Origin of the sequence: Dyella thailandensis, assembly GCF_050749815.1 — a bacterium.
Taxonomy (GTDB): domain Bacteria; phylum Pseudomonadota; class Gammaproteobacteria; order Xanthomonadales; family Rhodanobacteraceae; genus Dyella_A.
On the sequence record NZ_CP192735.1, the window covers coordinates 2,641,482 to 2,653,367 of the forward strand.

The 11,886-nt window shown below is 68.5% G+C and carries 10 protein-coding genes and 1 tRNA gene; 6 read left to right on the forward strand and 5 right to left on the reverse strand.

Annotation, left to right across the window (positions count from 1 at the left end; translation table 11 throughout):
- Positions 1–187: 187 nt before the first annotated feature.
- Genes metF through ACQVBX_RS12220 form a run of 3 tightly spaced genes read left to right on the forward strand, consistent with a single transcriptional unit; the run spans position 188 to position 2,655 of the window.
- Positions 188–1,012 (forward strand): methylenetetrahydrofolate reductase [NAD(P)H], encoded by an 825-nt coding sequence (gene metF / locus ACQVBX_RS12210; protein WP_431634358.1) that lies wholly within the window; start codon positions 188–190, stop codon positions 1,010–1,012.
- Positions 1,013–1,043: 31 nt separating this feature from the next.
- Complete coding sequence (locus ACQVBX_RS12215; RefSeq protein ID WP_431634359.1) at positions 1,044–1,685, forward strand: DUF4124 domain-containing protein; 642 nt, start codon at positions 1,044–1,046, stop codon at positions 1,683–1,685.
- Between the two features lie 52 nt (positions 1,686–1,737).
- Positions 1,738–2,655: a branched-chain amino acid transaminase gene (locus ACQVBX_RS12220; RefSeq protein WP_431634360.1), complete on the forward strand. Its 918-nt coding sequence runs from the start codon at positions 1,738–1,740 to the stop codon at positions 2,653–2,655.
- Between the two features lie 152 nt (positions 2,656–2,807).
- On the opposite strand, the gene ACQVBX_RS12225 is transcribed toward ACQVBX_RS12220, so the two are convergent.
- The 5 genes from ACQVBX_RS12225 to ACQVBX_RS12245 form a co-directional block, all read right to left on the reverse strand.
- The gene (locus ACQVBX_RS12225; RefSeq protein ID WP_431634361.1) at positions 2,808–4,100 is read right to left on the reverse strand and encodes a sensor histidine kinase; all 1,293 of its coding nucleotides are present in this window, start codon (positions 4,098–4,100) and stop codon (positions 2,808–2,810) included.
- Positions 4,084–4,770, reverse strand: coding sequence for a response regulator transcription factor (locus ACQVBX_RS12230; protein ID WP_431634362.1), 687 nt, complete (start codon positions 4,768–4,770; stop codon positions 4,084–4,086). The genes ACQVBX_RS12225 and ACQVBX_RS12230 overlap by 17 nt, the downstream gene beginning before the upstream one ends.
- A 296-nt stretch (positions 4,771–5,066) precedes the next feature.
- On the reverse strand, positions 5,067–5,945 hold the full coding sequence (gene rimK / locus ACQVBX_RS12235) for a 30S ribosomal protein S6--L-glutamate ligase (RefSeq protein ID WP_431634363.1): 879 nt from the start codon (positions 5,943–5,945) through the stop codon (positions 5,067–5,069).
- Positions 5,942–6,394 carry an ATP-dependent zinc protease family protein gene (locus ACQVBX_RS12240; RefSeq protein WP_431634364.1) on the reverse strand — a complete coding sequence of 151 codons (453 nt, stop codon included), beginning with the start codon at positions 6,392–6,394 and terminating at the stop codon, positions 5,942–5,944. Before ACQVBX_RS12240 ends, rimK begins: the two co-directional genes overlap by 4 nt.
- A 47-nt stretch (positions 6,395–6,441) precedes the next feature.
- Positions 6,442–6,515: transfer RNA gene (locus ACQVBX_RS12245), tRNA-Gly, on the reverse strand.
- 233 nt (positions 6,516–6,748) lie between these two features.
- On the opposite strand from ACQVBX_RS12245, the gene ACQVBX_RS12250 reads away from it, so the two are divergent.
- The 3 genes from ACQVBX_RS12250 to ACQVBX_RS12260 all read left to right on the forward strand — a co-directional run bounded on the left by ACQVBX_RS12250 (position 6,749) and on the right by ACQVBX_RS12260 (position 11,863).
- On the forward strand, positions 6,749–9,013 hold the full coding sequence (locus ACQVBX_RS12250) for a DUF6600 domain-containing protein (RefSeq protein ID WP_431634366.1): 2,265 nt from the start codon (positions 6,749–6,751) through the stop codon (positions 9,011–9,013).
- 115 nt (positions 9,014–9,128) lie between these two features.
- Positions 9,129–9,851: a tRNA (guanosine(46)-N7)-methyltransferase TrmB gene (gene trmB, locus ACQVBX_RS12255; protein WP_431634367.1), complete on the forward strand. Its 723-nt coding sequence runs from the start codon at positions 9,129–9,131 to the stop codon at positions 9,849–9,851.
- Between the two features lie 194 nt (positions 9,852–10,045).
- Positions 10,046–11,863: an SLC13 family permease gene (locus ACQVBX_RS12260; protein WP_431638177.1), complete on the forward strand. Its 1,818-nt coding sequence runs from the start codon at positions 10,046–10,048 to the stop codon at positions 11,861–11,863.
- Positions 11,864–11,886: the final 23 nt, after the last annotated feature.

Below are 11,886 nucleotides of genomic sequence, written 5' to 3' on the forward strand. Positions count from 1 at the left end.
CCCGCGGACCGATGGCCGCAGTGATGCGCGCGGATACAGACCGTCACGCACGGCCCGCCTGCACCGTGGGAGCCATCCGGAAACGCCCGTCCACGCCTGAGTGACACATATATATCGCTTCATCGCGACACAAGGATATACACTGCGACTCCTTGGCTTTCCACCCGCCTTTCCTGGAGACCGCGCGATGCCGGCGATCAGCTTTGAATTCTTTCCGCCCAAGACCGATCAGCAGCGCGCGCAGCTCGACCGCACGGCACAGCTACTGAAAAAGGCGCAGCCCGAGTACGCCTCGGTGACGTTCGGCGCGGGCGGCTCCACGCTCAGCTACACCGGCGAGACGGTGGCCCGGCTGCACCGCGAGCATGGCCTCCCGGTGGCACCGCACCTGTCGTGCATGGGCGGCACGCGCGCCGAGATCGCCGCCCTGCTCGACGGCTACCGCGCGGCCGGTTATCGCCGGATCGTGGCACTGCGCGGCGACCTGCCCTCGGGCATGGCCTCGCCCGGCGACTTCCGCTATGCAGCCGAGCTGGTGCGTTTCATCCGCGAGCATTCGGGCGACCACTTTCACATCGAGGTGGCGGCCTATCCGGAAACCCACCCGCAGGCCGAGGACGCACTGGCCGACCTGCGCCACTTCCAGGCCAAGGTCGAGGCGGGCGCGAACGGCGCGATCACGCAGTATTTCTTCAACCCCGACGCGTATTTCCGTTTCGTCGACGACGTGCGCGCGCTCGGCGTCACGGTCCCGATCGTTCCGGGGATTATGCCGATCAGCAATTTCAGCCAGCTCAAGCGCTTCTCCGACGCCTGCGGGGCGGAGATCCCGCGCTGGATTGCCAAGCGCATGCAGGCGCACGGCGACGACGCCGAAGCGATCGCCGAACTCAGCGCGCAGGTGGTCGCCGGACTCTGCCGACGCCTGCTCGAGGGCGGCGCGCCAGGCCTGCACTTCTACACGCTGAATCGCGCCCGCCCCACCCTCGCCGTGCTTGACCTGCTGCACTGATCGGCCGCCGCCGCGACGCTATGCTGCGGCGATGCGTCGGACTTCCCTCCTGCTGCTGGTGTGGCTGGCCATATGGATCGGCCCGCGGCCGCTGCATGCGCAGGAGGCGGGCATCCATCGCTGCGTCGATCACGCCGGCCGCTTGGTCTTTACCGATCGCGTTTGTGCCGACCTGGACGCCACCCCCGCCCTGCCCGGCGACAACGCCGGGTCGGCCACCTCGCCGGTGGATGCTCCGCCGCGGTACGAGGACCGCTCTGCGCAGCTGTGCGCCGCCACGCTGGATGCGCTGCGCCAGCAGATCGTGGACGCATTCGCCGCTCGCGATCCCAACCGCCTGGCCGGCCTGATGCTGTGGGACGGCTACAGCCGACGCGGCGTAGTGGAGCAGATCCGCACGCTGGCAGCGCTGATGCGCCAGCCGCTGCTCGATGTCGCCGACGACAGCCCCGTTCGCGTGCTGCAGACCGCCCCCAGCGCCGCGGCGCTCTATGATGCGAGCCGGCCCCTGGGGCCTCAGGTGCAGTCGTCCGCCGCGGAAATCGACGAAGCCCGCCAACCGACCGCGATCACCCTAGTCACCGGCCCCGAAGACGCCAGCGGCGCCAGCACCTCCACCCGGTTTGCGCTGGTGCCACAGTCGGGCTGCCTGTGGCTGCGCCCGGCCGATTAGTGGCGCGCGGGCCGACCCGTTATCATGGGCGGTCCCCAACCGGAGAACCGTCATGGCGCAGCAGTACCCCGAATGGATCTGGCAGAACGGCGAGATCAAGCCGTGGAAAGACGCCACCGCCCACGTGATGTCACATGCGCTGCACTACGGCTCCTCGGTGTTCGAGGGCATCCGCAGCTACGCCACGCCCGACGGCGCGGCGATCTTCCGTCTCACCGACCACCTCAAGCGCCTGTACCAGTCCGCGCGTATCTACGACATGGTGCTGCCGTACTCGCTGGACGAGCTGGCCACGGCCTGCCGCGAGGTGATCAAGAAGAACGGCTTCTCCGCTGCCTACCTGCGCCCGGTGGCCTACCGCGGCCTGGGCGGATTCGGTCTCTCCGCCGAGACGCCGATCGACGTGGCCGTGGCGACCTGGCCGATGGGTCCGTACCTCGGGCCGGAGGCGCTGGAAAAGGGCATCACCGCCTGCGTGTCGAGCTGGCAGCGCTTTGCGCCGAACACCATCCCGGCCGGCGCCAAGGCCGGCGGCAACTATCTCTCCGGCCAGCTGATCGCGCGTGAAGCGCGTCGCCTGGGCTTTGGCGAGGGCATCGCGATGGCCTCCACCGGCCTGCTCAGCGAAGGTGCCGGCGAGAACCTGTTCCTGGTGTTCGACGGCGTGCTTCACACCACCCCGGCCAGCGCCTCGATCCTCACCGGCATCACCCGCGACACGATCAAGGTGCTCGCGCGCGAGGAAGGCATCGAAGTGGTGGAGCGCGACATCCCGCGCGAGTACCTGTACCTGTGCGACGAGCTGCTGATGTGCGGCACCGCCGCGGAGATCACGCCGATCAACTCGGTCGACGGCAAGCAGATCGGCAACGGCACCGCCGGCCGCGTTACCCGCCGGCTGCAGGAGCTGTACTTCGGCCTGTTCGACGGCAGCACCAGCGACAAGTGGGGCTGGCTGGAAGCAGTCTGACGCTCATCGCCTGTGCAGAACAAAACGCCCCGCATCGCGGGGCGTTTTTTTGTCCCCCCGTAGGAGCCCGCTCGCGGGCGATGCTTTCGCTCTGGATCAACATCAAAGCCGAGAGCATCGCCCGCGAGCGGGCTCCTACACCGGCAGGCGGATCAGCTGAACGCGATACTGGCGACGGCGCCGTTGGTGTCGGTGCGCGGGCGCATTGATACCTGCCAGCCGTAGAGCTCGCACAGTCGCCGCACGATCGCCAGGCCCAGACCCGCGCCGCTGCCGCCGGCGCCTTCACCGCGGACGCCGCGCTGGAACAGCCGTTCGGCATCCTCCGGTTTGATACCCGGACCGGTGTCGATCACCTCGATGCCGTTGGCGCCCACTTCCACCCGCACCTCGCCATCGAGCGTGTACTTGATGGCGTTGCCGATCAGGTTGGTCAGCGCCACCGCCAGCACGGAGGCCGGTGCGTTCACGCTGACCGGCTCGCGCTGATCCAGGTGCACGGCGACGGGCTTGTCGCGGATCTGCGGGCGCTGGCTCTCGATCACGTCGGCGGCCACCTTGGCCACGTCGGTGGTTTCACCGCGGGTCGGGCCACGACGTTCGGCGCGCGACAGCAGCAGCAGCGCCTCGATCAGCTCGGTGGCCTGGCGCGAGGCGCGCTCGATGCGCTTGAGCCGTTCGGCGAGCTTGGGAGTGAGATCCGGCGAACCTTGCAGCAGTTCGGTGGTACTCGCGATCACCGCCAGCGGCGTGCGCAGCTCGTGGCTGACGTCGGAATTGAACTCGCGATCGCGCTCCACCATCGAGGTGAGCCGGGCCGCGTAGTCGTCCAGCGCCTGCGCCAGCTCGCCGACCTCGTCATCGGCGAAGTGCACCGCCAGCGGCTCGGCCTTGCCGGCCTTGCGGAACTCGCGCAAGCGCTGCGCCAGCTGGCTGACCGGCTTGAGCACCTTGCGCGACAGCCACAGGCCGATCGCCAGCGACAGCAGGCCGAACAGGAATACTGCGCCGATGACGCTGAAGAGCAGCTGCTGCTTGCCGAGTTCTTCGCGCGAGACGTCGTAGCGCACGAAACTGATGATGCCGTTCTCGCGGTATACCGCGAGCTTATAGTGGTGCACCCGACCACCATCGTCCGGATCCGGCTCATGGATGTCGTGCACGCCGGTACCAAGGTTCTGCCATGCCAACGGCGCCTTGTAGAGCGTGCGATCGCTCTTGACCATGCCTGTGATGAGTCGCGAGCCCGGTCCAGGCGCGTCAGGATGCTCCTGGGCGAAGCGGTTGGAGTACTTGGCGTCATCCAACAGGCTGGCGTTGACCAGCTGATCCTCCACCCGCGTGCGGATATTCAGCGCCGCAAATGCAAACAACGCGCTGAGGCCGAAGCCGAACAGCGCGAAGGAGACGACGAGGCGGAACCGCAGCTTACGCCTGGACTGCATCCGGATCGACCATGCGGTAACCGATGCCGTGCCGCGTGTGAATCAGCGGCTTCTCGAACGGCTTGTCGATCGCCGCACGCAATCCATGGATGTGCACCCGCAGCGAGTCGCTGTCCGGCAGCTCCTCGCCCCACACCTTCTGTTCCAGGTCCTGGCGGGTCACCACCGACGGGCTCGCTTCCATCAGCGCCTGCAGCAGCTTGAGGCCGATCGGGTTCAACTGGATCGACTTGCCCTCGCGGTTCACCGTGAGCGTGTCGAGGTTGAAGGTGAGATCGGCCACCTTGAGCACGCGGCTCTGCGGACCCTTGCCGCGCCGCGCCAGCACTTCCAGCCGCGCGGACAGTTCCTGCAGCGCGAACGGCTTGGTCATGTAGTCGTCGGCGCCAGATTCGAAGCCGGTGAGCTTCTGCTCCAGCGCGTCGCGCGCGGTGAGCATGAGGATCGGCGTCTGCTTGTGCGCCTCGTGGCGCAGCTTGCGGGCCACTTCCAGCCCGTCCATGCCGGGCAGGGTGAGGTCGAGCACGATCACGTCGAAATCGTGCACCACCGCCAGGTGCAGACCGGTGACGCCGTCGCCGGCAAAATCGACCACGTGGCCGCGGTCTTCCAGATAGTCGCCGATGTTGGTCGCGATATCGCTGTTGTCTTCGATCACCAGTACGCGCATGCGCCACTCCGTGCGGTCGGCGCACGGGCCGGCCTTATGGTTTGCAAGCTTAACAAGCCTGCTGGGGGAAAGCGGAGCCGCCCGGGCGCGAAAACTGAACGCGCCGCGCGGGCAAAGAAAAGGCCCGGATGACTGTCCACGCGGGATCAGCACACCCGGGCCCAAGCTACTGCCCCGATACCGAATCTGCTGCCACCAGACCTACAGGTTGAAGTGCCAAGCAAATGCAGTGGGGTCTTTATAGGCGGGGGGTGGTTAGGATGCAGTTAATGGCCCGCTGACGACCCGCCGAGTGTTCAGCCAGCTGCGTTCTGCTCCAGATGCTTGATGATGCAGCCGGACACATCCACGCCGCTGGCCGCCTCGATGCCTTCGAGTCCCGGCGAGGCATTCACTTCCAGCAGCAGCGGCCCGCGATCGGAGCGCAGCAGATCCACGCCGGCGATGCCCAACCCCAGTGCCTGCGCGGCGCGAATGGCGATCTTCTTTTCCTGCGCGCTGAGCGTGGCCTTCACTGCGGTACCGCCGCGATGCAGGTTGGCGCGGAACTCGCCCGGGCTGGCATCGCGCTGCATCGCCGCCACCACCTTGTTGCCGACCACGAAGCAGCGCAGGTCGCTGCCCTTGGCCTCGGCGATGAACTCCTGCACCAGGAAGTTGGCGTACAGACCGCGGAACGCCTCGATCACGCTCTGCGAGGCGCTGCGCTTTTCCGCCAGCACCACGCCGGTGCCCTGGCTGCCTTCGTTGAGCTTGATCACGTGCGGCGGCTCGCCCAGCATCGCCAGCACGTCGGTGGTGTCGTCGGGGTTGTCGCCGAACACGGTCACCGGCATCTGCAGCCCGTGCGAGGCGAGGATCTGCAGGCAGCGCAGCTTGTCGCGCGCGCGCAGCACCGCATCGGACGGATTGGGCGTGTACACGCCCATCATCTCCAGCTGGCGCAGCACGGCGGTGCCGTAGAACGTGCTCTGCGTGCCGATGCGCGGGATCACCGCATCGATGTCGCGCAGCGCCTTGCCCTTGTAGCGGATCTCCATGTTGCCCGGCGCGATGCGCACGTAGCAGCGCAGCGGATCGAGCACGCGCACCACGTGGCCGCGCTCGCGCGCCGCCTCCACCAGGCGCTGGGTCGAGTACAGCCGCGTATTGCGCGAGAGGATGGCTATTTTCATGGGTTGTCCGGCACCGCGCGCTCGGCGCGCGGCTGGGTATAGGAGAGCATCGGATCGACCGCAAACCGCCCGATCAGGGCGGTGCGGCCAAGCAGCATGGGAAACAGCATGTGACGACGATCGGTCAAGCTGATGTCAATCGGAAACGCCTGCCCGGCCAGGCTCACCGAACTGCGGATGAACCAGCGCTCGCTGCGCCGCCCGCCGGTGTCGGTAACCACGCGCCGATCCAGCGCCGGCGCTTCGCCCTGCCACGTGGTCACGCGGCGACGGCCCGCGCTCACGCTGAAGCGCAGCCAAGTGACGCCGTCGCGGCGAAAGGTTTCGAGCGAGTCGATGTGCAGCGCGCTGGACCGCGCGCCCGTGTCGAGCTTGGCCTTGAGGCCGGCGATGCCGAGATCGGGCAGCGCCACGCGCTCCCGCCAGCCGAGGGTGATGACATCCGCCATGGTCAGCGCACGCGTCGGGAGGTGGGGGCTCGGGGATCGAGGGGGAGTGGAGCGGGTGAAGGGAATCGAACCCTCGTCAGTAGCTTGGGAAGCTACAGCTCTACCATTGAGCTACACCCGCGTCGGCGGCAGATGGTAACCCGCCCGTCGCGCGCGAGGGAAGCGCCCGCATGCGGCCCAACGCCGGCTAAACCGCACATGGCGGCCGGCTGAATCGAGCGCCTGATCGGTGCCTTCCCGCGAGCTGTCCGCCGCGGTTGCGTGTCCATAATGCCGCCGCGGTCATCCCGACCGATGGCGAAACGTTTTGCGAACTGGGCCCGCGCCCGGGCCGCCGCTTCCACGGAGGAAGTCATGGGTCAGTCCTGGTTGTTTCGCCTCGCCGGTTGGCGTGCGTGGTCGCGGCTCGGCGCAGTGCTTGCGCTGGCGTTCGCTGCCGGCATCGCGCAGGCGCAGTCGTCCGGTGGCGATGCCGGCGATCCGCCTGACCGGGTGGCGCGCCTGGCGTACCTGGCCGGCGACGTCGGCTTGCTGCCCGCCGGCGCCGACGATTGGAGCGAGGCCTCGCTGAACCGTCCACTCACCCGCGGCGACCGCCTCACGGCGGCGAACGACGCGCGCGCCGAGCTGGAGCTGGACCATGCCAGCCTGCGGCTCGACCGGAACACCGACGTGGGGATACTGCAACTGGACGATCGCCTCGCCCAGTTGGAACTCACCCGCGGCACGCTCAATCTGTCCGTACGCACGCTCGATCCGGATGAAAGCTACGAGATCGACACGCCGAACGTGGCGCTGGTGGTCAACTCGCCCGGCGTGTACCGCATCGACGTGGACGAGCGCAGCGGCACCACCGACATCACCGCGCTGGACGGCCAGGCCACGGTGTACGGCGCCAATGACGCCAGCCGTCGGCTGATCGGCGGGCACCGCTATCGCTTCGACGACAGCTCGCTGGCGCAGGTGGCCGAATCCTACGCAGGCGCCCAGGACGCGTTCGACCTGTGGTGCGCCGACCGCGACGATCGCTACGCCCGCGCGAGCAGCCGCCAGTACGTCGCCGACGACGTCATCGGCTACGAGGATCTCGATCGCTACGGCCAGTGGCAGAGCGACGACGCCTACGGCCAGGTCTGGTACCCGGCCACCGTCGCCAGCGACTGGGCGCCCTACCGCGATGGCCACTGGGCCTACGTGGCGCCGTGGGGCTGGACCTGGATCGACGACGCACCATGGGGCTTTGCGCCGTACCACTACGGCCGCTGGATCAACGTGGGCGGTCGCTGGGGCTGGATCCCGGGGCCGCGCGAGTTGCGCGCGGTGTACGCGCCGGCGCTGGTGGCCTTCGTCGGCGGCAACGGCTGGAGCGTATCGGTGGGTGCGGGAGCGCCGATCGGCTGGTTCCCGCTCGGTCCGGGCGACTTCTACAACCCCTGGTATCGCGTCAGCGCGGGCTACTACCGCCGAGTGAACCGGCACAACCTGCACTGGGATGATCGTCGGCACCACGACCACGACCGCGACGGCTTCGAGCGCTATTTCAACGAGCGCTATCGACGCTACCGCGAAGGCCGCGCGCCGGACGAGCACTACGTCAATCGCCATGCGCCGCACGGCATCACCGCCGTTTCGCGCGAGGCGTTCGTGCAGGCACGGCGGGTGGAAGGCCATCGGGTGCAGATCGATCCAGGCAACCTGCGCACGGCGCCGGTGCTCGGTCGCCTGCCGGTGAGCCCGGTGCACGCCAGCTTCGCCGGTGCTCCCGCGCCGCGCGGACGGACCGTGCCGCAGGGTCGTTTTGATCGACCCGTGGTGAGCCACCGCGCGCCCCCGCCTCGCGAGGGACTCGCCAACCGCTTCCCGCAGGCGCGCGGTCGACCGGATGCGCCGCTCGCGGTGCCATCGGCGGCGTTGCCGTCCGCGCGCTTCGTGCGCGGCCGCCCGATGTCGCAGGAGACCGGCCCCGCACCTGCACGCGTCGTCGGGACGGCCGGCGCGGCCGACCACGTCGAGCGGTTCCCGGCGGTCAGGGGTCGACCGGACGCCGCAACCAGTGAACGTGCGATGGCGATGCCGTCCTCCCGCTTCGCCCACGGCCGCCCCGGTCTGAGTGAGCCGAATGCCCCGCCGACGCGCGCCGGCACGCTGCCGTCGGTACCGCGCTTCGTCCGCGCCGAGCAACTCCCCGCCGCGAGCCCGCCACGTGCGTCGGCTCCAACACCCGCTTACGGCTACGCGCGTCCCCGTGAGACGCAGCGCCCGGCGACGCTGCCGGTCACGCCGCGCTTTGTGCCGGCCGAGCGCCGTCCGCCACCCGCCTGGCGTGCGGCGCAAGGCGAGCCCCAGGCGCTGCGCAGCGAGCGCCCTCGCCCCGCCGAACCGATGGTGGAACGGCGCTTCGAGCCACGCTTCGAACCGCGCCAGGCGATGGCGCCGGCGGCACGCCCGGCGATGCCGGCGCCGCGAGAGGCCATGTCGATGCCGCAGCGACGCTTCGAAGCCCCGGCACCGCGCGCGGCACCGCCAGCCCAGAGCGAACCGCGTCGTGCCCCACCGCCGCGCAAGTACGAGGACAGCAACACCGGGCACCCCGGCGCTGCGCGATTCCAACATCGCTGAGCCCCGGCGATACAATGGGCGGCCTTGCCACGGCCGGCATGCTTCGCGGCATGCCGGCCGCTGCTTTTCGGGCGCTCCATCCAGTGCCGCTGCCCATGACCCGCGGATGTTCCCCATGACCGACCACCCCGACCACGCACCCCCGGCGGACGCCGACGGCCCGGCCTACCTGCGCCGCATCCGCAGCTTCGTGTTGCGCGAGGGCCGCATGACCCCGGCGCAGCAACGCGCGTTCGACGCGCACTGGTCGCGCTACGGGCTGGACTACCGCGGCGCGCCGCGCGACTTCACCGCAGCTTTCGGACGTAGCGCACCGCTTGTGCTGGAGATCGGCTTCGGCAACGGCGAGGCGCTGGCCTGGGCCAGCGAGCACGATCAGGCGCGCGACTTCATCGGCGTGGAAGTGCACGGCCCGGGCGTGGGTCGGCTGATGAACGCGCTGGCCGCCCGCGATGCCGCCAACGTGCGCCTGTACAAGCACGACGCGGTGGAAGTGCTCGAACACGAGATTGCCCCTGGCACGCTGGCCGAGGCACGCATCTGGTTTCCCGACCCCTGGCACAAGAAGCGCCACAACAAGCGCCGCATCATCCAGCCGCAATTCGTGGCCCTGCTCGCCTCGCGTATGTCGCCCGACGGTCTGCTGCACCTGGCCACCGACTGGCAGCCCTATGCCGAGCACATGCTCGAGGTGATGGAAGCGGCGCCGGACTGGCGCAACGCGGTGGCCCCGGGTACCTATGCCGAGAAACCGGACTGGCGCATCGAGACCCACTTCGAGCGGCGCGGGCTCAAGCTCGGGCATGGCGTGTGGGATCTGCTTTATCGCCGTCGCTGAGGTCTGCGTGCGGCGTGGTTCACCAGCCGCGCGGCCCGGCCGCATATACTGCGGCCTGATACAGGGACGGGGCGCCGCGTGAGGTTCACTTCGCACCACCGCATGCAACATGGCGGCCTGGCCCGGCGACCCTGCGGCGTGCGAATTCCTGACCGGCGAGACCTCACTCCGTGGGCCTGACCCTCACTCCCGAAATGATCCTGGTGCTGGCCCTGGTCGGCTTCACCATGCTCATGCTGGTGCTGGAGTGGATCCGCGCCGACATGGTCGCCCTGTTGGTGGTGGTGGTGATCGGCCTGACTGGGCTGATCCCCTCCGACCGCGTGTTCAACGGCTTCGCCGGCAACGCGGTGATCGCGATCATCGCGATCATGATCATGGGCGCCGGGCTGGATCGCGCCGGCGTGCTCGCACTCACCGCCAACTTCGTGATGCGCATGGCGCGCGGCATGGAATCGCGTCTGGGCGTGGTGATCAATGCGGTCACCAGCCTGTTCAGCGCGGTGATTCCCAGCCAGGCGCTGGCGGCCCTGATGATCCCGGTGATCAGCCGCCTGTCCGCGCGCACCGGCGTGCCGATCTCGCGCCTGTTGCTGCCGATGGCGTTCTGCATTCTCACCGCCACCAACACCACGCTGATCGCCAACTCGCCGCTGATCATCCTCAACGACCTGATCGCCAGCGCCAACAACAACCTGCCGCCCGGCGCGCACACGATCCCCAAGTTCGGCCTGTTCAGTGTGACCCCGGTGGGCCTGGCGTTGGCGGTACTGGGCGTGGCGTTCTTCTATTTCTTCACCCGCAAGCTGCTGCCAGAGCGTGAGGACGAGCGGCTCAAAGTCACCCCGGGCCGTACCGAGAGCTACTTCGCCGACACCTACGGCATCGTGGGCGAGACCGCCGAGCTCACCGTCACTGCCGAGAGCCCACTGGTCGGCATGAGCATCGGCGAGGTGGAGCAACTGCGCGAGGCGCCGCTGATCCTGGCGATCAAGAGCGGCAACGACGCTCGCATGGCGCCGCCGGTGGACCAGGTGATCTGGGTCGGCTCGGTGCTCGGCGTGCTCGGCCCGCGCGAGCAACTGGCGCAGTTCGCCAACAACCAGCTGTGCAAGCTGTCGCCGCGCATGCGCCAGCTCGCCGAGCTGTTCAATCCGACCCGTGCCGGCATTTCCGAGGCGGTGATTCCGCCGAGCTCGCGCTTCATCAAGCAGACCATCGGCGAGCTGCGCCTGCGCAAGCGCTACGGCATTTCGGTGCTGGCGGTGAACCGCGGCGACCAGGTGCTGCGCGACGACGTGCGCGGCATCAGCCTGCGCGCCGGCGACACGCTGGTGCTGCACTCGAGCTGGCGCGAGCTGGCGCAGACCACGGAGGACAAGGACCTCGTGGTGGTCACCGACATCCCCAAGGAAGAGCAGCGTCCCGGCAAGATCTGGCACGCGGTGGGCTTTTTCACCCTGGCCAAGGGCCTGGCGCTGTTCACCAACCTCGATCTCTCGGTGGCGATGATGACCGGCGCGGTCGGCATGCTGCTCACCGGCGTACTGAACATGGATGAGGCGTACAAGGCGATCAACTGGAAGACGATCTTTGTCACCGCCTGCCTCATTCCGCTGGGCTGGTCGATGGACGCCACCGGCACCGCCGCCTGGCTGGCGCAGGAAGTACTCGCCTACCTCGGCCACGCCGCGCCGTGGATCCTGCAACTGTCGCTGGCGATCCTCACGCTGCTGTTCTCGCAGGTCATGTCCAACGTGGGCGCTACGGTCATGATGGTGCCCATCGCGATCAGCGTGGCGGTGGCCACCGGCGGCAATCCTTCGGCGTATGCGCTGATCGTGGCGGTGTCCTCGTCCAACACCTTCCTGCTCAGCTCCGGCCATCCGGCGCTGATGATGGTGGCCGGACCGGGCGGCTATCGTGGCAAGGATTTCCTGCGTGTCGGCGTGCCGCTGACGCTGGCCGTGCTGCTGGTCACCATGCTGGTGATCAACCTGATGTTCCACTGAGTCCGCTACCCTTTGCCGCTCGA

Coding starts and splice junctions, on each gene's coding strand:
- metF (WP_431634358.1), top strand. CDS start 188: ATGCCGGCGATCAGCTTTGAATTCTTTCCGCCCAAGACCGATCAGCAG.
- ACQVBX_RS12215 (WP_431634359.1), top strand. CDS start 1,044: ATGCGTCGGACTTCCCTCCTGCTGCTGGTGTGGCTGGCCATATGGATC.
- ACQVBX_RS12220 (WP_431634360.1), top strand. CDS start 1,738: ATGGCGCAGCAGTACCCCGAATGGATCTGGCAGAACGGCGAGATCAAG.
- ACQVBX_RS12225 (WP_431634361.1), bottom strand. CDS start 4,100: ATGCAGTCCAGGCGTAAGCTGCGGTTCCGCCTCGTCGTCTCCTTCGCG.
- ACQVBX_RS12230 (WP_431634362.1), bottom strand. CDS start 4,770: ATGCGCGTACTGGTGATCGAAGACAACAGCGATATCGCGACCAACATC.
- rimK (WP_431634363.1), bottom strand. CDS start 5,945: ATGAAAATAGCCATCCTCTCGCGCAATACGCGGCTGTACTCGACCCAG.
- ACQVBX_RS12240 (WP_431634364.1), bottom strand. CDS start 6,394: ATGGCGGATGTCATCACCCTCGGCTGGCGGGAGCGCGTGGCGCTGCCC.
- ACQVBX_RS12250 (WP_431634366.1), top strand. CDS start 6,749: ATGGGTCAGTCCTGGTTGTTTCGCCTCGCCGGTTGGCGTGCGTGGTCG.
- trmB (WP_431634367.1), top strand. CDS start 9,129: ATGACCGACCACCCCGACCACGCACCCCCGGCGGACGCCGACGGCCCG.
- ACQVBX_RS12260 (WP_431638177.1), top strand. CDS start 10,046: ATGATCCTGGTGCTGGCCCTGGTCGGCTTCACCATGCTCATGCTGGTG.